This window comes from Yinghuangia seranimata, from assembly GCF_029953285.1.
Lineage (GTDB): Bacteria > Actinomycetota > Actinomycetes > Streptomycetales > Streptomycetaceae > Yinghuangia > Yinghuangia seranimata.
Map to the genome: position 1 here is coordinate 28,884 of NZ_JASAOI010000088.1, position 23,585 is coordinate 52,468.

Consider the following 23,585-nt stretch of genomic DNA (forward strand, 5'->3'; position numbering starts at 1 on the left):
TCAGTCAGGAACCCCGGCCGGTACGTCTGTGGGGTGCGGGCCGCCGTGGCCCGCGTCGGCCGCGACGGTCAGGAGACCATCGGCCGGGAGTCGGCGAGCGTGCGCGCCGCCTCCGCTATGGCCGCGCGCACGTGGTGCAGCGCGGTGAGTCTGCCCTCGGGGCTCGGCGGTACGAGCCACACGAGCGGGCCGTCGTCGCAGTCCGCGGGCGGCACCGTGATCCAGGCGCCGCGGCCGTGGTGGCGCGGGCCGACCGCGCGCTGCCGGACGGCGGGCGCGGCGGCCGCGGGCGGTACGAGGAAGCCGATGCGGCGGTAGCGCCGGTCGGAGATGACCGGTCCGACCGCGACGCGGTGCGCGTACAGCGCGCCGAGCGCCTCGAATCCGAGCCGGTCCTCGACCTCGATGACGTCGAACGTCTCGCCGGCCGCGACAAGCCGGGGCGCGTGCGGATTGCGGATCATGTCCTGCGGCACCACGGCCGTCCTGTTCCGGTTGACGTCGGCGTTCAACGGAGGCGTCCTCTCTGGTCGGTGCGTGAGCCGTGGGTCGAGGGGGTCTGTCCGGTCCGCGGCCTGACGATGTGTCAGGACGTCTGGCCTTTGTCTGGGGTGTAGTTCGCGTCCTCGGCCGGTCCTCCCGCCGTCCTGCCACAACGATGCAATCAGGTCGGCACGGTGTGTGACGAGGTCGTCGATGGGGACTCCTGGAGGACGCGTGGAGGACTCTTCGCCCGGAACAGGCCACACCGGATAGCGGGGGCCGCATCGGACGTCCAGGATCGTGAACCAGCATCCCTCCCACCGCGGTCCGAGCCGGCGACACCGGCTCCGGCGCGGCCCGGGCATGCCCATGAACACGACGCGCCTGGAGGACCCGGTGCAACGACGCAGCTTCCTGGCCGGCGCGGCCGGGGGGGGGGCGGGGGGGGCCCCCCGCCCCCCCCCCCCCCCGCCCGGGGCCGGGGGCGGGGGGCGGGGTCGCCGCGGGGCCCGGGCCGGCCCGCGCTTCGGCGCGCACGGGCGGCGCCGATCCCGTGGTGTACGCACGCACGACGGCACGCTTCCGCGAGCAGTACTGGACCCAAGAACCCGCGCGGCTGCTGCCGAAAGTCGCGCGTCACGTCCGCACCGGCACCGGGTTGCTGGCCCGGCGCCCCGACGTCCTGGTGGCCGCCTCGGTCGCCGAGTCGGCGCTGCTGGTCTCCCGCATCGCCTTCTTCGACCTGCAGTTGGGTGCCGAGCGGGTCGAGCCCTGGCAGGACCTGGCGCTGGCCGCCGCCGACACCGCGGGCGACGGAGCGCTCGGCGCCGCGGTGCTCGGGCACATGTCCTTCGCCCCGGCCTGGTCCGGGCGCGGCGGCGAGGCGCGCGGCAGACTGGCCGCCGCCCGCGACCGGGCGGCGCGCGGCGACGCCGGGCCGGTGATCCACGCGTGGCTGGACGCCGTCGCGTCCGAGGCCGAGGTCAGGCTCGGCAATCCGGGTGGCGCGTTCCCGCTCCTCGACCGCGCCGCCGACGCGCTGCACCCGGCGCACGCGGTGTCCGGATCGTGGTCCGCGCCGGGGCCGCCGGCCTGGCTCGACTGGTTCTCCGGGCCGCGCCTGGACGGCTTCCGCGGCGCCGCCGAACTGGCCGCGGGCCGCACCGACCACGCCAAGGCCACCCTGCACCGCACGCTGGCCGGACTGTCCCCGGACGCCGACAAGCAGCGCGCGGTCACCCTCGCCGACCTCGCCGCGGCGGCCGCCGCGGGCCGCGAGCCGGAGGACGCCTGCGCGCTGCTGCACCGCGTCCTCGACCTGGTCGAGCGCCAGGGTTACGCGACCGCGGTCGACCGGGTCCGCACGGTGCGCGCCGCGCTCGCGCCGTGGTCGCGGGAACGGTTCGTCCGCGACGTGGACGACCGCCTCGCGGCCGTCGCGGGCCCGACCGCGTCATAGCCGGCACGTCGTCATCCGAAGTCGTCATCCGAAGTCGTCACCCGAAGGCGCCGGCGCACCAGGCGGTCGGCCCCGAACCCTGAGCCGGGCTGGTGTCCCCCGAGCACCCAGCCCGGCTCAGGTCTGTCCGCTATAGGTGCGCCTCCCGGCTGCGAGGTGCCGCGAGGTGCCGCGACCGGCTACGAGGCCCGCGCCGCGCCCTCGTTCCACCGCGCGATCTCGCCCGGCAGCTCCTCCAGCGACGTGAGCAGGACGTCCGCCACCTCGCGCAGCTCCGGGTCGGCGGCGACCAGCGTGCCCCACGGCCCGCGCTGGATGTGCGCGGTGCGCAGGCCCGCGTGGAAGGCCGGGCGTACGTCGTTGTCGAGCCGGTCGCCGACGTAGAGGATCTCGTCGGCGGGGAACGGGGTGTCGGCGATCAGCCGGGTGAAGAACGCCGGGTCGGGCTTCGTCACGCCCCAGTCGTCGGACGTGGCGATCATGTCGACGCCCAGGTCGAGGCGGCGCAGTATCGATCCGGCGTTCACCGTCTGATTGCCGGCCACGCCGATCCACAGGCCGAGCCCGGCGAGCGCCTTGAGGCACGGGCGGACGTCCTCATAGAGGTCGTCCTCGCCGAACCACTCGGGCTTCCCGGCCGCCGTGCGGGCGGCGCGTTCGGCGTCCAGGTCGAAGCCGGGTCGAAACCGCTGGAACGTCTCCCGGTAGTCGAGGCCCTGCGCGAGCACCATGCCGAACACCGCGGAGAACGTATGCCTGGGCACCTCGAGCCAGTCGGCCCAGGTCCCGTACTCACGGCTCTCGTCGACCAGGGTCTCGCCCACGTCGAACACCACCGCGTTGATCCTCATAGCAAGCGCTCCGCTCCCGTTGTCGGTCCCGGGCGGACGCGGCCGGGCGACCCGGGTGGCGCGGGACCACCCAGAAGGTATCGCGGTACGGCATGCCGATACCGGGTCAACCTCAGGTCCGATCGGTGGTCCTGTGGCTGACGGGTGAGGGCGTACGCCCGCGCGTGGCGGGCGCACGAGCCCGCGCACGCCATTGATGACACGTGTCGCGCATGATAGAACCGGTTTCACTTTTGGGGCTCGTTCCCGGGCCCTCGCGGACCCCCGGGCCCCTGGCACCCGTCGCAATCAACGCGGCACGGATACCGGAGGTTGTCGTGGCCGACTCCGACGCACCCGCCCGCCCGCAGGTCAGCACGCGTGACCTGGCCGAGGTGCACGACCAGCTCGTCGCCTGGCTGGCGAGCCGGCTGCCCGAGGGCGCCGACCCGCAGGTCTCGGAGCTCAGCATCCCGTCGACAAACGGCATGTCCAGCGAGACGCTGCTGTTCGACGCCTCCTGGACCGAGGACGGCGCCACCCGCACCGAGCGCTGCGTCGTGCGCATGCGCCCCGCGCTCGACGCCAAGCCGGTCTTCCCGACGTACGACCTCGACAAGCAGTACCGCGTGATGAGCCTGGTCGCCGAGCGCTGCGGCGTGCCGGTGCCCAAGCTGCTGTGGAACGAGCCGGAGGAGGCGCCGCTCGGCGCGCCGTTCTTCGTCATGCGCCGCGCGGACGGCTCCGCCCCGCCGGACGTCATGCCGTACACGATCGACAGCTGGCTGCTGAAGGCCGACGCGGCCGACCGCCGCCGTCTCCAGGAGGCGTCCGTCGCGGTCGTCGCGGACATCCACCAGATCGACGTCACCGCCGACGAGATGGCCTTCCTGCAGCTCGAGCAGCCCGGCGACTCCGCGCTGCGCCGGCACCTCAACGACCTCAAGGCGTTCTACGAGTGGGGCATCGAGGGCCGCCGCGTCCCGCTGCTCGACCGCGCCTTCCAGTGGCTCGAGGACAACTTCCCCGAGGAGCGCGGCGAGGACGTCATCAGCTGGGGCGACGCCCGCATCGGCAACATCCTCTACGTCGACTTCGCCCCCACCGCGGTGCTCGACTGGGAGATGGCCGCCGTCGGCCCGCGCGAACTCGACCTCGCCTGGATGGTCTTCATACACGACTTCTTCCAGGACATCGCGACCCGCTACGGCGGCCTGCCCGGCATCCCCGACCTGCTGCGCCGCGAGGACGTCTACCGCCAGTACACCGAGCTGACCGGCTACCAGCCGCGCGACACGAACTACTTCGAGGTGTACGCGGCCGTCCGGCACGGCGTCGTGATGGCCCGCATCGCGCACCGCCAGGAGCACTTCGGCGAGCGCGTCATGCCGGAGAACCTGGACGAGACCGTCCTGCACCGCGGCCTCATCGAGCAGATGCTCGAGGGGACGTACTGGGACAACCTGCCCGCCGCGCCGGGCGCCCCCGCCGATCCGGCCGAGGCCGGCGCGTGAACCCCATCGGCCAACTGATCGCGGCGGACGAGGGCTTCTGCCACCAGGTCACCGAGACGTTCGGCTCGGTCGGCACCACCGACCCGTCGTGGACCGAGAAGGTCTGCGCGATGGCCGCCGCGCGCGACGGCAGCCTGCAGCTGGGCTTCGGGCTCGGCAAGTACACCAACCGCAACGTGATGGACGGCTACGCGGGCGTCTCGCGCGGCGTCGAGCAGCTGACCGTCCGCGCGTCCCGCAGGCTCGCCCCCGAGCCGGCGCTCACCGAGATCGGCCCCGTCAAGTACGAGGTGCTCGAGCCGCTCAAGGTCGTCCGCTTCGTGCTGGAGCCGAACGACGCGCAGCCGATCGCCTTCGACTGGACCTTCGAGGCCGCCGTGCCGCCGGTCTGCGAGGAGCGCACCCACAACCGGCGCGCCTACCGGGTGACCGCCGACCTGGTGCGCTACCACCAGACCGGGGTCGCGCACGGCTGGGTCGAGGTCGACGGCGAGCGCACCGAGATCACGCCCGACACGTGGGTGTCGACGCGCGACCACTCGTGGGGCACCCGCTACGACGTGGGCACGCCCGTGTCCGACCTCGAGCCGGTCGGCATGCCGCCCGGCGGGTCGTTCCGCATGATCTGGTCGCCGGTGCTCATGGAGCGCCCTGACGGCAGCCGGTACGCGCTGTTCCTGCACTACCAGATCACCACCGCGCCCGGGTTCTCCCAGAAGCGCGTCACCGGCGGCGTCGAGCACCCGGACGGCCGCGTCGAGGACTGGTCCGACCTGGTGCCCGAGCTCGCGTTCGACCCGGTCAACCGGCGGCTGCTCGGCGGCAAGCTGCACGCGACGATGGCCGACGGGTCGGCGCGCCCGCTGCAGGTCGAGGTGGTCTCCGACACCGGGTTCCACCTCGGCGCGGGGCTGTACTTCGGGTTCGACGGGCACCACCACGGCGAGTGGCGCGGCGCGCTGCACGTCGAGGGCGAACGCATCGAGGACTGCTCGACGCCCGAGCAGGCGCGCCGGCTGCACCAGATCCGCGACACCGTGATCAGGGTCACCGACCCGGTCGGTGGCGGCGTCGGATGGGGCAACTGCCAGCCGATCATCACCGGCGCGGACGAGGCGCTGGGGCTGACCGCCGACTCGTCGTTCATGTAGTCCACGCCGCCACCACCCGCGGCGACCTGCGCCTTCGGCACGGGAGGACGAGGGTGGCGCGGACCCCGCGGCCGCGCCGCCCCCAAACATCACCCGGTACGGGCCCGCGGGCCCGGTGGCGCCGACCCCAGTCGGCCGCGGGTGCCGCGGCCCCCGCGCCCGCGCGCCCCGAATCGATCACCGGTTCGGTCCGCGCGGCCGCGTTCGCGCGTACGCACCCCGGAAGTTCACCCTCACGGGTGATGGTGTGTGATCGGCGACATCCGCCGGACACGCCCCCCACAGATGTCGGTAACATGAACCACCGGGGCGATGCGCCGGTAGTTCCGCTGCCGGAGGTGCGTCATGACGATCGGGGGGATCGACCCGCCCGTAGGAGCGGGCGCGCGTGATGTGACGCCCCGTCCGCTCGATGCGCGCCCCGACAAGCGCGGCGACGCCCAGGCGGCCGGTCCCGAACGAGCGAGCCGCGCGGCCCGCCGTCCCGTGCAGCGCCTCAGCCTCGCGGCCGCGACCTTCCTCATCGGCGGCAACCGGCGGCGCAGCCCCGAGGCCCTCGAAACCCTGATCCCGCTCGTCCAGGTGCACCGCGCGCACCACCCGAAGGCCGATCTCGCCCTGCTGCAAAGGGCGTTCGTGGTCGCCGAGGCGTCGCACCGCGGGCAGATGCGCAAGAGCGGCGAGGCGTACATCACGCACCCGCTGGCCGTCGCCACCATCCTCGCCGAGCTCGGCGCCGACACCACGACCCTGGTCGCCGCCCTCCTGCACGACACCGTCGAGGACACCGAGCTCACGCTGGAGACCGTCCGCGAGTCGTTCGGCGACGACGTCGCGCACCTCGTCGACGGCGTCACCAAGCTCGAGAAGGTCGACTTCAACAACCGGCAGGAAGCCGAAGCCGAGACGATGCGCAAGATCCTCGTGGCCACCGGCCGCGACCTGCGCGTCACCGTCATCAAGCTCGCCGACCGGCTGCACAACATGCGGACCATCCGGCACATGCGCCGGGCCAGCCAGATCCGCATCGCCGAGGTCACCCGCGACGTCTTCATCCCGCTCGCCGAGCGCCTCGGCATCCACGTGCTCAAGACCGAGCTCGAGGACATCGTCTTCGCGACCCTGAAACCCGACGAGCACACCACCATCGTGCGCGTGCTCGCCGACCAGGCCGCCGAGCGCGACGAGGCGGCCGCGGCGCTGGCCGGCGCGGTCCGCCGCGCGCTGCGCGACGCGGGCATCGACGCGCAGGTGACCCCGCGGCCCCGGCACCACGTGTCGGCGCGCCGCGTCCAGGTCCGCCGCGAGGACGCCCCGCTCGGGCCCTTCGACCTGGCCCGGCTGATGGTCGTCGTCGAGGCCGACACCGACTGCTACGGCGCGCTCGGCGTCCTGCACACGTGCTGGACCCCGATCGCGGGCGAGTTCAAGGACTTCATCGCCACCCCGAAGTTCAACCTCTACCAGTCGCTGCACACCGCGATCACGCTCGCGGGCGGCGAGGTCGTCGAGGTCCTCATCCGCACCCGCCGCATGCACCGGCTCGCCGAGTACGGCGTCGTCGCGCACACGGCCGCCGCGGCCCGCGAGGACACCGCGGACGGCGCCGAAGGGCGCGGCCAACTCGAGTGGCTGCACCGGCTTTTGACGTGGCAGGGCGGCATCCCGGACGCGACCGCGTTCTGGTCGCAGCTCACGGCGGACCTGTCAGCGGACCGCGAGCTGCACGTGTTCACCCAGGGCGGGCGGCCGCTGACCCTGCCGGCCGGGTCGACGTGCGTCGACGCGGCGTACGCGATCGGCGAGCAGACCGGTCACCGCTGTATCGGCGCCCAGGTCAACGGCCGTCTCGTAGCACTCTCCTCGGTGCTCGCCGACGGCGAGACGGTCTCCATCATCACGGCCCCGCCTTCCGGCGCGGGCCCTTCTCGTGAATGGCTCGGTTTCGTGCGCAGCGCGCTGGCGCGCGTCGCCATCGAGAGCTGGTTCGCCGAGCATCCGGAGTCGGGCGACTCGGCCGTCGTCGCCGCGGCGGCCGTGCACGAGGCCTCGGCCGAGGCGTCGCTCGGCAACCTCGCGGCGGCCGGCGAGGCGGCGGGCGCCGTCGCGGCCGTGACCGACCTGGAGCCCGACGCGGGGGAGAACCTCGTCTCGGTGCCGGGCTCACCCGGTGCGCCGGTACGCCTGGCGCGTTGCTGCACCCCGGTACCGCCGGACGAGCTGGCCGGGTTCGTCATCCGCGGCGGCACCGTCGCCGTGCACCAGCGCGAGTGCGCCAACGTGCAGCAGATGATCCGCGCGGGCCGCGACATCGTCGCGGCGGCGTGGCTGCCGCACCAGGCCGAGCGCGGCTACCGGGTCACGGTGCAGCTGGAGGCCCTCGACCGGCCGCGGCTGCTGGCCGACGTCACGGCGGCCATCGACGCGGCGGGGGCGGACATCACCTCGGCGTCGATCGCCCCGCCGCAGCAGATGCGGGTGCGGCAGACGTACACGATCCGGCTCGCGGACCTGGCGAGCCTGCCGCGGCTGCTGAAGGCGCTGCGGCGGGTGCAGGGCGTGTACGACGTGTACCGGGCCCGGCCGCGGATCCACCCGCGCGTGGCGGAGTCGCCGGGCGAGGTGTGAGGGGCGGTCGTCGACCGGGCGGTCCTCGACCGCCTGCGCGTCAGCCGGCGTGGACGGGTGGCTCCGACTCGGCGGCGGTCCCGCGCAACTGGTCGTTGAACCGCGCGAGCTGAGCGGCGAGCACGTCCAGTTCCCCGGCCGGCCAGGAGGAGAAACGGTCCTCCAGAACCGCGATGGTGCGCCGGCGGGCGTCGGCGAGCCGCTCGCGCCCCGCGTCGGTCAGCGTGATCAGGTGCGAGCGGCGGTTGGCCGGATCCGTCGTCCGGGTGATCGCGCCGGCCTCCTCGAGCGCGGTCAGCTGCCGGCTGACCGTGGTCTTGTCCAGGCTGAGCGTGCAGGACAGCTCCTTGCCGGTGGACGTGCCGCTCTCCTCCAGATACGCCAGCAGGTGGAACTCGGCCTGCGTGATCCCCGCCGCCTGCAACGGCGGCGCCATCAGCCCGCGCAACAGCCGCGTCGCCGCCCCGACCTCGCGCACCACGCGCCGCCCCGCACTCTGCGCCTGCTCGTCCACTCGCCCTGCCACGTATCCCTCGCCACCGACGACCTGTAGCGGACAAGCCTGCCGCACAACAGTTGCACAACGCAACTGCCTAACCCGATCGGCCCCGGGAGGCCCGCGTTCTACTCGGTCGGCCAGCTCCCCAGGTGCGGCGGCAGATCCGCGCTCACGCGCAGGCCGAACCGCGGCGGGCGCTTCTCCAGGAACGCCAGGACGCCCTCGCGGGCGTCGTCGGACTGGCCGGCCCAGTGCAGGGCACGGGACTCGAGGCGGTGCGCCGTCCACGGGTCCGGCTCGGACTGCATGCCCCACAGCAGCGCGCGCGTCACGGCGACCGCCACGGCCGGGGTGCGCTCGGCGATGGCGTGGGCCAGCTCGTAGGCCCGGTCGAGCAGCGCGTCGGCGGGGACGACCTCGCGGACCAGGCGGGACTCCAGGGCCTCCGCGGCGTCGAACACCCGGCCCGTGAAGCACCATTCGAGGGCGCGGTCGATGCCGACGATCTTCGGGAGGAACCACGTCGAGCAGCCGTCGGGCGTGATACCGCGCCGCGCGAAGACGAACCCGAAACGGGCCTCCTCGGCGCACAGCCGGATGTCCATCGGGAGGGTCATCGTCGCGCCGACGCCCACCGCCGGGCCGTTGACCGCCGCGATCAGCGGCTTCGTCGAGCGGAACAGCCGCATGACCAGCTTGCCGCCGTCGTCACGGAAGTCCGCGGGAGCGTGCTCCGGTTCACCCAGCGCCTCGGCGTGCGCGCGCGGGTCGAACGTCGCCGCGCCGTGCTCCAGGTCGGCGCCCGCGCAGTAGGCCCGCCCGCTGCCGGTGAACACCACGACCCGCACGTCGTCGTCCGCGTCCGCCCGGTCGAGCGCGTCGCTGATCTCCTCGCGCATCCGGAACGTGTACGCGTTCATGCGCTCCGGCCGGTCGAGCCGGACCGTCAGGATCCCGTCCTTGGCCTCGACGGCGATCTGCTCGTACTGCATCCGGCGGCTCCTCCGTGTAGCGGCGCGCGACCCGGCGCGCCACGATCAACCTGACGAACGCTCGCTCAACACCCTGCCCTGTCCCACCGCTTCACACCAGCCCCGCCCCGGCATCCGTGGCGAAACGCCCGGTTGCGCAACCCCTTTCTGGTGCGCGTTGTCCCGCATTACTGTGGTCCCGCTCCGCCCACGGGTATCCGCACCGCGAACGCGACGTGACCACGATGCGAGCGCGGGACGTCGTACGGCCAGGAGGTGCAGGCAGCGCATGCTCGATCGCACACAGGCACTCGACGCGTTGACGGGGCCTGGCTCCGTGTACGCGATCGCTCCGACCCATCGTCACGACGGCGTCCCGTGGCGGGAGTTCCCGGCCGCCCCGGCGACCTTGCGCACCGTGTTCGAGGCCACCGCCGCGTTCGGCGCCTCGGACGCGCTCGTCCACGAGGACGGCCGCATCAGCTACGACGAACAGCTGCGCCTGGTAGGCCATTTCGCGCGACATCTCAGCGACGGACTCGGCGTGCGGCACGGGGACCGGGTCGCGATCGCGATGCGCAACCACCCCGAGTGGTCCCTCGCGTTCTGGGCCGCGCAGGTGATCGGCGCGGTCGCGGTACCGCTCAACGCGTGGTGGACGGCCGACGAACTGCGGTACGCCCTGGAGGACTCCGGCGCCGCGGTGCTGATCGCGGACGGCGAGCGGGCCGACCGGCTCGCGGCCCACGCCGCGGAGTACGGCGGCGAACTGGTTCCCGGCAACGTCCGTGCCGTCCTGGTCGCGCACCGCGAAGGCCCCTTGCCGGACGAGGTGTTCGACCTGTCGGCGGCGCTCGTCGCATGGGCGGGGCCGTGCCCGCTGCCGCCCGGCGGCCCCGAGCCCGACGACGACGCCACGATCCTCTACACGTCCGGCACCACCGGCCGCCCCAAAGGCGCGGTCGGCACGCACCGCAACCACACGACCAACATCCACACGATGCAGCTGCTCCAGTCGGTGCAGCTCGCGCGCGCGGGCGTGCCGCCGGAGCTGCTCACGGGCGGACTGCCGCACTTCCTGGCCTCCATGCCCGACCTGCCACGTCAAAGCGCCCTGCAGACCTACCCGTTCTTCCACATCGCGGGCATCGTCGGCCTGTACATCGCGGCCGCGCAGGGCGCCAAACTGTCGCTGATGCGCCGCTGGGACACCGAGCGCGCGCTGCAGATCATCGAGACCGAGCGGGTCACGAACGCGTCGATGGTGCCGACGCTGCTGCGCCGCCTGCTGGAGTCGCCGCTGCGCGCCAAGTACGACCTGTCGTCGCTGCTCAGCCTGGGAGCCGGCGGCGCGCCGGTGCCGCCCGACCTGGTCGGCGAGGTGGGGCGCATGTCGGGCCGCGCGGTGTCGCCGCTCAACGGCTACGGCATGACCGAGACGACGTGCGTCGTGGTCGCGAACTCGGGCGAGGAGTACTACGCGAACCCGGACAGCGTCGGCCGGCCCGTGCCGGTCGTGGACGTGGCGGTCGTCGACCCGGCGACCGGCCGCCAGGTCGCGGCGGGGGAGACGGGCGAGATCCGGTTCCGCGGCCCGCATGTGGTGCGCGGCTACTGGAACCGGCCCGAGGAGTCCGAAGAGTGCTTCCCGGACGGCTGGTTCCGCACCGGCGACCTCGGGCACGTCGACGCGGACGGGTTCGTGTACGTCGTCGACCGGCTGAAGGACGTCATCATCCGCGGCGGCGAGAACGTCTACTCGGCCGAGGTGGAGGCCGTGCTGTTCGAGCACCCCGCGGTCGCGGACGTCGCGGTCGTCGGCGTGCCGCACCGCGAACTCGGCGAGGAGGTCGCGGCGGTCGTCGAGACGCACCCGGGGGCCGTCGTGACCGCGGCGGAGCTGCGCGGGCACGTGGCGCGGCGGCTCGCGGCGTTCAAGGTGCCCACGACGGTGCGGTTCAGCGACCGGCCGCTGCCGAGGAACGCGGTGGGCAAGGTGCTCAAGCGCGAACTGCGGGACATGCTGAGCCTGTGACGGGCCGGTCGGACGTCCGCGCCTCTCAGGCGTGCCGTGTCCGACCGGCTCCGCTCAGCACGTCGGCTGCGTCGGCGTCATCCGGTTCTCCCAGTACGTCAGGTCGTCCCGGGCCACGGCCACCCGCCGGTGGTCAGACCCGAGGGCCTCGGTCATCTCCGGGATGAGGTCGCGCAGCAGCCGCACCGCCTCGTCCGCGTCCCCCGACCGCCCGGTGTAGAGCGCGAGTTCGCGCCGCACCTTGAAAGTCTCCGGGTCACCGGGCCCGTGCACCTGCGTGTAGTCGGGCAGCAGGTCGCGCAACAGCCGTGCGGCATCCGCATGTTGCTGTGACTTGTTGGTCCAGTACGCCAGGCTGCGCCGCACTCCCAGCGTGTCCGGGTGCTCGGCCCCGCACACCCGCCCGTAGTCCGAGACGAGTTGCCGCAGCACCCGCACCGCGGTCTGCGCGTCCCCGTTCATCCCCAGGTAGTACGCGAGGTCGTCGCGCACGCTGAGGGTCCTCGGGTGGTCGTGCCCGAACACCTCGATGTGCTCGCGCAGCAGCTCCCGCAGGCGGGTCACCGCGTCGGAGGGGGCCAGTTCGCCGATCTCCTCCATGCGGCGCGCGAGTTCCTCGGCGCGTTCCGGGAAGGACGGGACAGAGGGCGGCGGCGGGTCGGGGAGCGCGGCGAGCCGGCGGCGCAGTTCGGCGGCGTCCTGCGGCCGGTCGGCGGGGTCCTTCGCGAGCAGCGCGAGGATCAGGTCGTACATCTCGGGCGGCAGGTCGGGCCGCGTCTGCTCGGGTGACTCGGGTGCCACGTGGACGTGCCGGAACAGCAGGCTCGGCACGTCGCCGAAGCCGAACGGCGGCAGCCCGGTGAGTAGTTCGTACAGCAGACAGCCCGCCGAGTACAGGTCGGAGCGCGGGTCCAGGATCGCCCCGCTGGCCTGCTCGGGCGACATGTACGCCGCGGTACCCAGAACCGCGCCGGGGCGGGTCACCGTCGACCCGGCCGTGACCGTCTTCATGAACCGGGCGATGCCGAAGTCGAGGACCTTCAGCACGCCCTTGTCGGTCGCCATGATGTTCGCCGGCTTGATGTCGCGGTGCAGCACGCCCGCGTCGTGCGCGACCTCCAGCGCGTCGCACAGCTGGCGCGCCCAGTCCAGTACCCGGCCGAGCGGCAGCGGCGCCTCGTCGGCCACGACCTTGGCCAGCGAACGGCCGGGCACCAGCTCCATCGTCACGTACACGGCCTCGCGCGCGGTGCCGTCCGGCGCGGGCGGGGTGTGCGGGTCGTCGGGCAGCGCGGGCTGGAGCAGCCCCGTGCCGAAGTCGTGGACGGTGACGATGTGCGGGCTGGACAGCGTCCCGGCGGTGCGGGCCTCGCGCGCGAACCGGTCGGCGGCGCCCGGCACGCCGTACACGTCGCGCAGCAGCTTCACCGCGACCGCCCGGTGCATGTGGGTGTCCTGCGCGCGCCACACGACGGCCATCCCGCCCGAGCCGAGCTCCTCGATCAGCCGGTACCGGCCGGCAAGCCACCACTCAGCCACTTGCCGCACGCCTCCCCGTCACTCCGCGTCCGGTCCGGCCGCGCACCGAGATTGTCCCGCAGCGGAGCCGCCGCCGGGAGAACGGTTGGCCCACCCGCCGCCCCCGATGTGGCCGAGAGCATATGCGCTGCCGCCGACTTTCCCGCGATTGCGCGCGGTATGCACGGCTCAGCGCAATAGTCGGATAGATCCGTGATCGTCACGGGATACAGTGAGCCCGGCCGTGATCGTTTCGCCACGCCCGTGCGGCCCGGGCGACGACGGGGGACGCATCTACGGAGGCACATCCGGTGGCTGCACCGCCAACGGCCGACACCCACTGGTTTGTGAGCGCGCTCCGGTCCCGCCCGGGCCCGGTGCCGTGGCCGGCCGCCACCCGCGCCGCCGTCGCCCTCGCGGGGCCGCTCGCCGTCGGCGTCGCCACCGACCACGTCTCCTACGGCGTCCTGGTCGCGCTCGGCGCGCTCAACGGCGTCATGGAGGACCGCTACGCCTCCTACCGGCTGCGCCTGGTCCGCATGATCCCGCCGCAACTCGCGGGCGCCGTGGGCATCGTGGTCGGCGCGCAGGCGGCCGGGCGCGGTTGGACGACCGTGGCCGTGCTCGTCGCCGTCGCGCTGCTGTCGGGCGTGATCAGCCCGATCGGCGCGATCGCGTCGTCGTGCGGTCTGATGCTGCTGCTGTTGACCGTGGTCGGCACCGGTGTGCCGTTGCCCGAACCGTGGTGGCTGCCGCCGGTCCTGCTGCTGTCCGGCGGGCTGCTCGTGGTCGCGCTGGCACTGCTCGCCTGGCCGCTGCGGCGCGGCGCACCCGAGCGCCAGGCCGTCGCGGAGGTCTACTACGCGGCGGCGGAACGGCTGCGGGCGGCGGGCGGCAAGCGGGCGTCCGAGCTCCACCCGGCCGCGCTGCACGCCTCCGCGCTGCGTACCTCGCGGGACATCAGCGCGGCCATCGACACCGCGTACGACCTGCTGGTCCGGCACCGGGCCGGCTCGCCCGGCCGCGACCCCGCCATCCAGCACCTGATGACGCAGCTCAACGCGGTCAACCCGATCCTGGAGGCGAGCGCCGCGCTCGCCCACGAACCGCCCGTCGACCCGGTGTTCGCCGACGCCATCACCAGGCTGGGCGACGCCGTGGCGGCAGGCCGCGAGGTCGTCGCCGAACCCGGCTTCGAGCCGCGCACCCCCGCCGAGGAGGCCCTGCGCTCGGCACTGCGGTACGCGGCCGGCCGCCTCGCCCCGCCGCCCGCGGGCGAGACCGGCGTGTTCGCGCGCGACCCCGACGGCCTCGGCCTGCCGCAGCTCGCCTGGGGGCCGCGTGCCGGGCTGCGGCACATCGGCACCGTGCTGACCGGCTCCACGGCGTGGCTGTACGGCCTGCGGCTCGCGCTGTGCGTCGGCATCGCGTCGGTGCTCGTGCAGGTCGCCGAACTACCGCGCTCCTACTGGGTCGCGCTGACCATCACGTTCGTCCTCAAGCCGGACTTCGGGTCGGTGTTCGTGCGCGGCGTGCTGCGCGCGCTCGGCACACTCGCCGGGGTGCTGGTCGCCGCCGTGCTGCTGACCGTCGTGCCGCGCGGCTGGGCGGACGTCGCCGTGGTCGCCGTCCTCGCGTTCCTCGTGCCGATCGCGACCGCGCGCAGCTACGGCATGCAGACCGCCGCGATCACGCCGCTCATGCTGCTGTTCACCGACCAGCTCGGACACCAGGGTGTCGCGGGGCTGGTGCCGGCGCGCGTGGTCGACACGCTGCTCGGCTGCGCGATCGTGCTGGTGTTCGGCTATCTGCTGTGGCCGGACGGGCGGCGCACCCGGCTGCGGCGGCTGGTCGCCGAGACGGTCGAGGCGGACGCCGCGTATCTGCGGCTGGTGCTCGCCGAGGGTCCGGGCGGCAAGGCCTCGCGGTCGCGGGCCCGGCGGCGCGCGTACAACACCCTCACCAAGTCGCGTACCGCGTTCCAGCAGGCGCTCGCCGAACCGCCGCCCACCTCCCGGCGCGCGGCGGCGTTCTGGCCGGTGCTGGTGTCGGTCGAACGGCTTACCGACTCGATCGTGGCCGCTTCGGCGTACCTGGACGGCGGGGCCGAACCGCTGGACCAGGCCTCGGTCGACCGCTACGCGGACCGGATCGCCGCGCTTGCCGGGGGCATCCGGACCGGCAGCCGTGTCGACGACCGGCCGGGCGGCGAGGGCCAGGGCGAGGGCGACTCATCGGGCGCCGAGGCGGCCTCGGCCGGCGACGCGGATCCGCCGCTCATGCGCGCCGTGGCGATGGAAATCCACACCGCGTGCGGGCTGTTCGACCAGGCCCTGGAGGTGTTGGCGCGGCGCCCACGCTGAGCGGGGAGCGGGGAGCGGCGCCGTCAGGTCGTGTGCACGTACGACGTCATCGAGAACGCGACCGGCAGCGTCCCCGCGTTGATCAGCGCCGCCAGCTCCTTGGCGGACTTCTCGGTGAACCCCCCGGTCACCACCGCCTCACCACCCGGGATCGGTGCGTGCACCGCCGGCGCGCTGAGCACCACGCCGCGCGAGACGATCGCGATCCGCGCGGTGGGCTCCTGGCGTTCGGCCAGCCGCGCCGTCAGGTCGGCGAAGCGTTTGGTGCCCGCGTCGGTGAACGCGACCCTGATCTGCCAGCCCCCGACGCCCTGGTCGGAGAAGTCGGCGGCGGCGGAACGCACGTCCCGGCCGTCGAGCGCGACCGGTGCGAGCACGAACTTCTCGTTGTCGTCCTTGTCGCAGGCCAGCAGCACGGACGTCGGCGACTCGGCACTCGGCGTGCTCGCGCTGCCGCAGTCCAGCGCGTCGAACGCCTGCGCCGAATCCGGCGGGACGCTGCCGTCGCGCGGCGCGTTGGCGGCGATCCCCGCCGACGCGACCACGGGACGGAACGCGATCGTGCCGCTGCGGCCCAACTGCGCCACCCGGTCCTCGGCACCCTGGCCCAGGCCGCGCACCGACAGCCGTACGGACACGGCGGTATCCGTCGGCTTGGCGTACGTCACGCGCAGGCCGAGCGCCTCGGCGCGCTTGCGGATGGTGTCCGCCGCGGTCTGCAACGCGGCCTTCGACAGCGGGGTTTCCGGGGTCAGCACGACGTCGGCGAGGTCCTGGCCCACGGGCGTCGCCACGTCGGCGTCGCCGGTGCCCTTGTGGTCCGCGCTGGAACAGCCGGCGGCGGCGGGCACGCAGGCCAGCACCGCGGCGAGGAGCAGTGCGGGGCGAACGGCGAGGCGGCGTCGTGGAACGTGGCGCATCCGGCCAGCCTGCCATCGTGTGGGTGGACCTGTCCCGGAAACGGACTGCTGGTGTGACGCGGCCCACCGGCCCCGGGCCGGCCGGCCACTGTGGTCGGGAGGGGGCGTGGTGTGCCGCCCGGTAGCGTCGGGGCGTCCGCCCGCGCCGCCCGGAGGTCCCGTTGCCCGCTTCCGTCACCGTCGTCTACGCGAACGAGGAACCGCCGTCGGCCTGGCACGCCTCGGTGTTCCTCGCCGGGCCGACGCCGCGCAGCGCCGACGTGGCGTCGTGGCGGCCCGGCGTCCTCGAGCTGATCCGGCGTCACTGGGCGGGCCCGGGGCCGCTGGTGGTGTTCGTCCCGGAGCCGCGCGACGGCACCGCGTGGGCCGACTACGACGACCAACGGCGTTGGGAACTGCGGTGGCTGGCCGTCGCCGACCAGGTGCTGTTCTGGGTGCCGCGCGACCTGGTGACCCTGCCGGGGCTGACCACCAACGACGAGTGGGGCTGGCTGAAGGACAGCGGCCGCGCGGTGTTCGGCTCGCCGCCCGACGCCGCGAAGGTCCGCTACCAGCGCGAATATGCCGCCGACGCGGCTGTTCCGCTGGCGGACGGCCAGGAGGACGCGGTACACGTCGTGCTCGACCGCGTCGGTGCAGGCGCGCCGCGGACGGCGGGGGAGCGGGACGTACCGCTGAACGTGTGGACCACGCCGGCGTTCCGGCAGTGGTACTCCGCGCAGACCAAGGCCGGGAACACGCTCGTCGGTGCGCGCGTGGTGTGGACGCTGCGGCCCGGCCCCGAACACCCCGTCGTCTACTGGGCGGTGCGGGTGGCGGTCGCGATCGCGGCCGAGGACGGACGCGTCAAGGACAACGAAGTCGTCATCGGCCGGCCGGACATCAGCACGGTCGTGCTCCACCGGAGGCCGCCGGGCACGCCGCTGCGGGCGACCGAACTGGTGCTGGTGCGGGAGTTCCGCGCGCCGGGTGCCTCCGCCGACGGGTACGTCCACGAACTGCCCGGCGGCTCCAGCGCGGCTGACGACGCGTCGGACCCGGCCGGGGTCGCGGTGGACGAGCTGCGCGAGGAGACCGGGCTCGCCGTCGACCCGGCGCGGCTGCGGCCCTACCGGGCGCGTCAGGTCGCGGCGACGGTGTCGGCGCACCGCGCGCACGTGTTCGCCGCCGAGGCGACGGCGGAGGAGCTGGAGCGACTGCGCGCGGCACGCGGGCCGTACGGCGCGGGCGGCTCGGAGCGCACGTACGTCGAGGTCGTCACGTACGGCGAACTGCTCGACGACGAGAACGCGGACTGGGCGACCATCGGAATGGTCGCCCAGGTCCTCGCGGATGCGTATGTGGATGCCGCCGTGGAGCGGTGATGCTGTGATGCGCTGTTGCGGTAGCGCGGTGCTGCGGTGTGGTGCGTCGGTGCTGTCAGTAGGGCAGGCCGAAGCGGTGCGCGGCGGTGCAGGGAGCGTGGCGCTCCACCATGTAGGTCTCGCCGTCGAACACCGTGAGCCGGCCACCCATACGGTCGCCGCCCGCGGGGACGTCGACCAGGGTGCGCGGGTGCAGCGTGGCCAGGTACGGCTCGTTGCACAGGCGGCACAGCGCGGGAACGGTGCGGTGGGTCGTCTTCTTCATGGCGGTGCCCCCTCCGGGTAGCTCGATCCGGGGCGCGGAGGCACCGGAATCGCGTCCGATGTTCCGCCCCGTCCAGGTCTCGTTAACCTGTCGTTCACCTTGAAGTCGAGAGCTATATTCCACGGCGCCGGGCCGGATGTCAACTGAGTTGGCCTACGTGCTTGGCCGGACCATGTGGCATCCTGACGGCGTGGAGCACGAAACTGCCGCCGAACAACTGAGCAAGGCGGCCAAGGCGTACCGGCGTACCGAGAAGGCGCACGAGGAGGCCCGGCAGGCCCTCAAGCAGGCGGCCGTGGAGGCGTTGGACGCGGGAGTGAAGCAGTCGGAAGTGGTCAAGACCACCGGCTGGACCCGCGAGTACCTGCGGAGACTCCGGAAGGGCGGCGACGGGGACGCGCCGGCGAAGCCGAAGAAGTCCTGAGCCGCCAGGCGAGCGCACCCACTCCGGCGCCCGCCGCGTTCACCAAGACGTCGTCGACCGACGACACCCTGCCGATGTCGAGCACGTACTGCGCGGTCTCGAGCAGTGTCGACGCCGCCGCGCCGACGAGTGTCATGCGGATCACACCGCCGGCCAGCCGTGGCGCGCGCATCGGCAGGAAGAAGCCGAGCGGCACGAACAGCACCACGTTCGCGCCGATCTGCGTGACGACCGTGGCCGGATCACTGGCGAGCACGGCCGCGAGGTCGCGCAGCGGGACCAGGTTCACGGCGCGCTCGCCGGACGTGGGGGTCAGCACCATCCACAGCCACGGCAGCGTGCCGACGAGCATCGCCACCTCGGCGACGGTGTGCCGCAACGCGACCGGTCGTGGGACGCCGCGGCGCAGCCGCAGCCGGAACAACACCACCGCGGCCACGCACAGCAGCGGGACGCCGACCAACGCCCAGCCGGTCAACACCCCGCCCCACAGCTCCCACACACGACGCATACGGCGACCCTAGGAGGCCTGCCAGGACTGCGTCTGCGCGGCTGTGCCGGTTGTGGGGGAACTATGTGCGCGGGACGTGAAGGCGCGTGGGATCTGCGGCGTATGGCGCCGACGCTCGCGCTACTTGCGCGGGATCGCGTCGATGATCTGCCGCGCACCCTGGTCGAGCAGCGTGTGGGCGGCGGCCTCACCGAGCCATTCCGGCATGTGCATCAGGCCGTTCTCGAACGCCTCGATCACCACATCGCCCGACAGGCTGAAGACGGCGGCGTGCAGCGCCAGTCCGTCCTCCTTCGGCACGCAGTGCCCCGCGATCGGGCTGTTGCAGTGCCCGCGCAGCGTGGTCAGCAGCGCGCGCTCTGCGGTCGCGCACGCCCGCGTCATCGCGTGGTCCAGGCCGGCGACCGCCTCGACCGTCTCGGCGTCCCCGCTGCGGCACTGCACCACCAGCACGCCCGCGCCGATCGCCGGGATCATCGCGGTCGTCGGCAGCACTTCGCTGATGCGATCCGCCATCCCGATCCGGGTCAGACCCGCGACCGCCAGCAGCAGCGCGTCGCACTCGCCCGCATCCAGCTTCGCCAGCCGCGAGTTGGCGTTGCCGCGCATCGGAACCACCGTCAGATCCCGGCGCAGCGCCAGCAGTTGCGCGGCGCGCCGGACCGAGCTCGTGCCTACGCGGGCGCCGGACGGCAGATCGGTCAGCTTCGCACCCGTCGCCGTCACCACCGCGTCGTGCGCGTCGTCGCGCGGCAGGTACGCGGTGAGCTCCAGACCCTCCGGCACCGGCTCGTCGCCCGGGACGTCCTTCAGACAGTGCACCACCACGTCGACCTCGTCGGCCAACTGCGCCCGGTCGATCTCCTTGACGAACGAGCCCTTGCCGCCCAGCGCCGCCAGATCGCCCGTCCACCGGTCGCCCGACGTCGTGAACGGCACGATCTCGACCTCGCGCACCAGCCATTCGGCGCGCAACAGGCCGGCCACGTGCTCGGCCTGGGCCATCGCCATGGGGGAGGAACGCGTACCGATCCGCAGAGCACCAGAGCCGACCATGCGCACAGGGTAGGCGGCCGCGGCAGACCGCCCGTGCGGATCGCGCCGACCGGGCGTCCGCAATCACCCGAAAGGGTGACGGCAGGCCGCTGCGGAGCACGTGCCCGGCGCTTCCGAGCCCCGTTTCCAGGTCCACATCTGAGTCCCCATCTGAGTCCCCGATCTGAGTCCCCGATCTGAGTACCGGAACGCTGTCGGCCGCTTTGTGCTCTGACATACCGTCATGCCGTTCGTGGGGAGCGACAGGGGTGGGGAGATGGCGGGAACAGGTGCAGGGGGCGGCGCGGGGGGCGTCGGGCAGTGGATCGCGCGAGCTGTGGCGATCGTCGTCCTGGTGCCGGTGCGGCTGCTGTGGGAAGGACTCAAGTTGCTGGGGCGGGTGACCCTCGCCGTCCTGGTCTTCACGTGGGAAAGGCTGCTCTTCCCCACGCTGCGGTTCGTGCGGAACTGGATCATCAGGCCCGCGTGGAAGTTCCTCAGGGACTACGTGTGGGGCTGGTTCATCCAGACGCTGCTCTGGGGCATCATCCTGACGCCCGTCCTGGCGTTCGTCCTCGACTGGATCCTGAAGCCGGTGCGCCGTGCGGTCGAGGAGTTCCTCTGGAGGCGCGTGCTCGTGCCGATGGGGCGCTGGCTGTGGCGCTGGGTCCTGCGGCCGGTCACGAGGGCGGTCGTCGGCCTCGTCGCCTTCGTGGTCAGGTGGTTCGTCGTCTGGCCGCTCGTGCAGCTGTGGCGCTGGGTGCTGCGTCCGCTGTGGCGCGCCTTCCGCGCGGCGATCGTCTTCGGATGGCGGGTCGCCACGGTGGTCGTGGGCGTGCTGGTCGTCATCCCGTGCCGGGCGGTCTACCGCGCGGTGTTGCGGCCCGCGGGGCGGGCGGTCGCGTGGGTCTTCGAGCGGGTGGTCGTGCCGCCGCTGCGCTGGACGTACGAGCGCGTCCTGCGTCCCATGAACCGGTTCGTGTCGGACGTCATGGGAGCCGTCTTCGGACGCTGAGGCCCGGTGCCGACGGTCGCGCGTGGGTACTGTTCTGGGGACTGCCGTGGGGGCGGCCGGGGGAGGCGCCCCGCAAGGAGGTGCGTTCACCTATGCCCGTGCAGCTCGCCAAGGGCGGCAACCACCCGCTGGGGGCGGCGTCCGTCGTCGTCGAGGTGGCGGCGTCCGTACCCGTGGACGTGTCGGCGATCCTGGTCGACGCGCGCGGCGGCGTCCGCTCCGACGCCGACTTCGTCTTCTACAACCAGCCGACGGGGCCCGGCGTCCGCCATCAGGCGGGCGCCGCAGGGACGCCGGCGGCGGTGTACGTCGACACCGCGGGCGTTCCCGCCGACATCGCCAAGGTCGTCGTCGCGTTGAGCCTGGACGGCACGGGTGCCGCCACCTTCGGCGCGGCCGGAGCCCTCGGCACGGTCGTCCGCGACGCGGCCTCCGGCGTCGAACTCGTCGCCTTCACGCCTACCGGACTCGCGCGCGAGACCGCCCTGTTGCTGCTCGAGATCTACCGGCGCGGCACGGAATGGAAGGTCCGCGCGATCGGACAGGGGTACGCGAACGGACTCGCAGGCATCGCCACGGACTTCGGGGTCCAGGTGGACGAACCGGCGCCGCCCGCCCCGGTAGCGCAGCCGGTGTACGTGCCCCCGCCGCCGGTGCCGCAGCCGACGCCGCAGGCGTGGCAGCCGCCGGCCGTACCGCAGCAAACTGCCGTGCCCACGCCGCCTCCGCCTCCGCCCCCGGCGCCTGGCGGGGTCAACCTCGACAAGGGGCGCGTGACCCTCGCCAAGAACCAGTCCGTGTCGCTGGTCAAGACCGGCGCCCCGCCCCTCACCCGCGTGCGCATGGCCCTCGGCTGGGACCCCGCGAAGCGCGGCATGAGCATCGATCTCGACGCCTCCTGCATCGCCTTCGACGGATACGGCGGCAAGGTCGCCACCGTCTGGTTCGGGCAACTCCACGGCCTGGACCGGGCGATCGTGCACTCCGGTGACAACCTGACCGGCGAGGGCGACGGCGACGACGAGGTCATCACCGTCCACCTCGACCGGATCCCTCCGCAGGTCACGGCACTCGTCTTCACCGTGAACTCGTTCCTCGGGCAGAAGTTCAACCGGATCGCCCGCGCGTACTGCCGCCTCGTCGACGACGGCACGCAGGCCGAACTCGTGCGCTACGAACTGACGGACGGCGAACCGCGTACCGCGGTCCTGATGTGCATGCTGACCCGCGAGGGCGCCACGTGGCGCATGACGGCCCTGGGCGAGTTCACCAACGGCCGCACCGTCCGCAAGCTCGTCAACCCGGCGCGGGACGCCGTGCAGCGGCTCACGAGGCCTTACTGACGGCGTCCTAACCTCATAAATAAATTTGACCAGTTAGGCAGTGCGATCTAACGTCTACTCAGGAAGTGAGACGTTAGATCGAACGGGAGCATCGCCATGACCACGCACGCCACCCCCGCCGTCGTCCGTCACCACACCGTCGAGATCGACGGGCAGAAGGTCTTCTACCGCGAGGCCGGCGACCCGGCGAACCCCACGCTCGTGCTGCTACACGGATTCCCGTCCAGCTCGTCGATGTTCCGCAACCTCATGCGAGATCTCGGCGACGAGTACCACCTGGTGGCGCCGGACCACGTCGGCTTCGGGCAGTCGGCGATGCCGGCCGTCGACGCCTTCCCGTACAGCTTCGACAAGCTCACCGAGGTCACCCTCGCGCTCCTCGACACGCTCGGCCTCGACCGGTTCGCGCTCTACATCCAGGACTACGGCGCGCCGATCGGCCTGCGCATAGCCGCCGCGCACCCCGAGCGCGTGACCGCGATCGTCAGCCAGAGCGGCAACGCCTACCTGGAGGGCTTCACGCCGTTCTGGGACATCCTGTTCGCGCACGCCAAGGACCGCGAGACGCACGAGCCCGAAGTGCGCAAGCTGTTCGAGCCCGAGGCCACCCACTGGCAGTACACGCACGGCGTCCCGGCCGACCGCCTCGACCGCGTCGCCCCCGACACCTGGACCCTCGACCAGGCGTACCTCGACCGCCCCGGCAATCGCGAGATCCAGCTCCAGCTGTTCTGGGACTACCAGTTCAACCTCGACGGATACCCGGCGTTCCAGGAGTACTTCCGCACCCACCAGCCGCCGGTCCTGCTGGCGTGGGGCGAACACGACGAGATCTTCGGGCCCGACGGCGCCCGCGCCTACCTCCGCGACCTCCCCGACGCCGAGCTCCACCTCCTCGACGCGGGCCACTTCGCCCTCGAATCGCACGGCCCCGAAATCGCCGCCCTCATCCGCGACTTCCTCACCCGCCAGCTGTCCTGACCAACGCCTGTCCACGCGCTCCGCAGGCCAACATCCGCTCTCCTGCGAAAGCCGCTGAGCCGAATCGGCGGACAACGCCAACGCGCTGCGGCGCGGCCCAGGGCCGCGCCGAAAAGGCACCCGCCGATTACGTAGCCCGACGAGCGTTCCGCGCCGGGAGGGCGGGGTTGTTGGCTCGTTCCGAAGCAGCGCTTACGCGACGAGTCCTGGGCTCGCGCGCCAGGTGCTCGCCTCCCTAGCGACCGCACACCGGAGTTGCGCGGCGCGGCCGGCCGC

19 protein-coding genes and 1 pseudogene are annotated in these 23,585 nt (G+C 73.0%); 11 read left to right on the top strand and 9 right to left on the bottom strand.

Features of this window, described 5'->3' with window-relative positions; translation table 11 throughout:
• Nucleotides 1-68 precede the first annotated feature (68 nt).
• Nucleotides 69-512 carry a hypothetical protein gene (locus tag QI554_RS41210; RefSeq protein ID WP_281478057.1) on the bottom strand — a complete coding sequence of 148 codons (444 nt, stop codon included), beginning with the start codon at nucleotides 510-512 and terminating at the stop codon, nucleotides 69-71.
• 485 nt (nucleotides 513-997) lie between these two features.
• On the opposite strand from QI554_RS41210, the pseudogene QI554_RS41215 reads away from it, so the two are divergent.
• Nucleotides 998-1,942 (top strand): annotated as a pseudogene (locus QI554_RS41215) (NsdA family TPR-like regulatory protein); the annotation flags it as partial.
• Between the two features lie 179 nt (nucleotides 1,943-2,121).
• Here QI554_RS41215 and QI554_RS41220 read toward each other — a convergent pair.
• The gene (locus QI554_RS41220; RefSeq protein ID WP_281478060.1) at nucleotides 2,122-2,793 is read right to left on the bottom strand and encodes an HAD family hydrolase; all 672 of its coding nucleotides are present in this window, start codon (nucleotides 2,791-2,793) and stop codon (nucleotides 2,122-2,124) included.
• A gap of 317 nt (nucleotides 2,794-3,110) precedes the next feature.
• On the opposite strand from QI554_RS41220, the gene QI554_RS41225 reads away from it, so the two are divergent.
• The 3 genes from QI554_RS41225 (at nucleotide 3,111) to QI554_RS41235 (ending at nucleotide 8,065) form a co-directional block, all read left to right on the top strand.
• The gene (locus QI554_RS41225) at nucleotides 3,111-4,286 is read left to right on the top strand and encodes a phosphotransferase family protein (protein WP_281478062.1); all 1,176 of its coding nucleotides are present in this window, start codon (nucleotides 3,111-3,113) and stop codon (nucleotides 4,284-4,286) included.
• Complete coding sequence (locus QI554_RS41230; RefSeq protein WP_281478064.1) at nucleotides 4,283-5,437, top strand: Rv3169 family protein; 1,155 nt, start codon at nucleotides 4,283-4,285, stop codon at nucleotides 5,435-5,437. Before QI554_RS41225 ends, QI554_RS41230 begins: the two co-directional genes overlap by 4 nt.
• Nucleotides 5,438-5,782: 345 nt before the next feature.
• Nucleotides 5,783-8,065 (top strand): RelA/SpoT family protein, encoded by a 2,283-nt coding sequence (locus QI554_RS41235; protein WP_281478066.1) that lies wholly within the window; start codon nucleotides 5,783-5,785, stop codon nucleotides 8,063-8,065.
• 40 nt (nucleotides 8,066-8,105) lie between these two features.
• Here the strand turns inward: QI554_RS41235 and QI554_RS41240 are convergent, their stop codons facing one another.
• Nucleotides 8,106-8,591, bottom strand: coding sequence for a MarR family winged helix-turn-helix transcriptional regulator (locus QI554_RS41240; RefSeq protein WP_281478067.1), 486 nt, complete (start codon nucleotides 8,589-8,591; stop codon nucleotides 8,106-8,108).
• Between the two features lie 98 nt (nucleotides 8,592-8,689).
• Nucleotides 8,690-9,556, bottom strand: coding sequence for an enoyl-CoA hydratase-related protein (locus tag QI554_RS41245; protein WP_281478068.1), 867 nt, complete (start codon nucleotides 9,554-9,556; stop codon nucleotides 8,690-8,692).
• 268 nt (nucleotides 9,557-9,824) lie between these two features.
• Between QI554_RS41245 and QI554_RS41250 the strand changes: the two genes are divergently transcribed.
• Nucleotides 9,825-11,570, top strand: coding sequence for a class I adenylate-forming enzyme family protein (locus QI554_RS41250; RefSeq protein ID WP_281478071.1), 1,746 nt, complete (start codon nucleotides 9,825-9,827; stop codon nucleotides 11,568-11,570).
• Between the two features lie 54 nt (nucleotides 11,571-11,624).
• Here the strand turns inward: QI554_RS41250 and QI554_RS41255 are convergent, their stop codons facing one another.
• Entirely contained in the window at nucleotides 11,625-13,118 is a 1,494-nt protein-coding gene (locus tag QI554_RS41255) for a serine/threonine-protein kinase (protein WP_281478073.1), read from the bottom strand.
• A gap of 317 nt (nucleotides 13,119-13,435) precedes the next feature.
• Between QI554_RS41255 and QI554_RS41260 the strand changes: the two genes are divergently transcribed.
• On the top strand, nucleotides 13,436-15,451 hold the full coding sequence (locus QI554_RS41260; protein ID WP_281478075.1) for an FUSC family protein: 2,016 nt from the start codon (nucleotides 13,436-13,438) through the stop codon (nucleotides 15,449-15,451).
• Between the two features lie 23 nt (nucleotides 15,452-15,474).
• On the opposite strand, the gene QI554_RS41265 is transcribed toward QI554_RS41260, so the two are convergent.
• On the bottom strand, nucleotides 15,475-16,371 hold the full coding sequence (locus tag QI554_RS41265) for a SecDF P1 head subdomain-containing protein (protein WP_281478077.1): 897 nt from the start codon (nucleotides 16,369-16,371) through the stop codon (nucleotides 15,475-15,477).
• Between the two features lie 161 nt (nucleotides 16,372-16,532).
• Here QI554_RS41265 and QI554_RS41270 point away from each other — a divergent pair, with 161 nt between their 5' ends.
• Nucleotides 16,533-17,735 carry a nucleoside 2-deoxyribosyltransferase domain-containing protein gene (locus QI554_RS41270; RefSeq protein WP_281478078.1) on the top strand — a complete coding sequence of 401 codons (1,203 nt, stop codon included), beginning with the start codon at nucleotides 16,533-16,535 and terminating at the stop codon, nucleotides 17,733-17,735.
• A 55-nt stretch (nucleotides 17,736-17,790) separates the two neighbouring features.
• Here QI554_RS41270 and QI554_RS41275 read toward each other — a convergent pair whose 3' ends face one another.
• The gene (locus tag QI554_RS41275; protein WP_281478080.1) at nucleotides 17,791-18,000 is read right to left on the bottom strand and encodes a hypothetical protein; all 210 of its coding nucleotides are present in this window, start codon (nucleotides 17,998-18,000) and stop codon (nucleotides 17,791-17,793) included.
• A 190-nt stretch (nucleotides 18,001-18,190) separates the two neighbouring features.
• On the opposite strand from QI554_RS41275, the gene QI554_RS41280 reads away from it, so the two are divergent.
• On the top strand, nucleotides 18,191-18,424 hold the full coding sequence (locus QI554_RS41280; RefSeq protein ID WP_281478082.1) for a hypothetical protein: 234 nt from the start codon (nucleotides 18,191-18,193) through the stop codon (nucleotides 18,422-18,424).
• On the opposite strand, the gene QI554_RS41285 is transcribed toward QI554_RS41280, so the two are convergent.
• Entirely contained in the window at nucleotides 18,336-18,935 is a 600-nt protein-coding gene (locus QI554_RS41285; RefSeq protein ID WP_281478084.1) for a VanZ family protein, read from the bottom strand. The genes QI554_RS41280 and QI554_RS41285 overlap by 89 nt on opposite strands.
• A gap of 120 nt (nucleotides 18,936-19,055) precedes the next feature.
• Nucleotides 19,056-19,997, bottom strand: coding sequence for a hydroxymethylbilane synthase (hemC, locus tag QI554_RS41290; protein ID WP_425528138.1), 942 nt, complete (start codon nucleotides 19,995-19,997; stop codon nucleotides 19,056-19,058).
• Between the two features lie 310 nt (nucleotides 19,998-20,307).
• On the opposite strand from hemC, the gene QI554_RS41295 reads away from it, so the two are divergent.
• From QI554_RS41295 to QI554_RS41305, 3 genes are all read left to right on the top strand, one after another.
• The gene (locus tag QI554_RS41295) at nucleotides 20,308-20,985 is read left to right on the top strand and encodes a hypothetical protein (protein WP_281478089.1); all 678 of its coding nucleotides are present in this window, start codon (nucleotides 20,308-20,310) and stop codon (nucleotides 20,983-20,985) included.
• 92 nt (nucleotides 20,986-21,077) lie between these two features.
• Entirely contained in the window at nucleotides 21,078-22,328 is a 1,251-nt protein-coding gene (locus QI554_RS41300; RefSeq protein WP_281478091.1) for a TerD family protein, read from the top strand.
• Between the two features lie 96 nt (nucleotides 22,329-22,424).
• A complete protein-coding gene (locus QI554_RS41305) occupies nucleotides 22,425-23,309 on the top strand; it encodes an alpha/beta fold hydrolase (RefSeq protein ID WP_281478093.1) in 885 nt (294 codons plus the stop codon).
• Nucleotides 23,310-23,585: the final 276 nt, after the last annotated feature.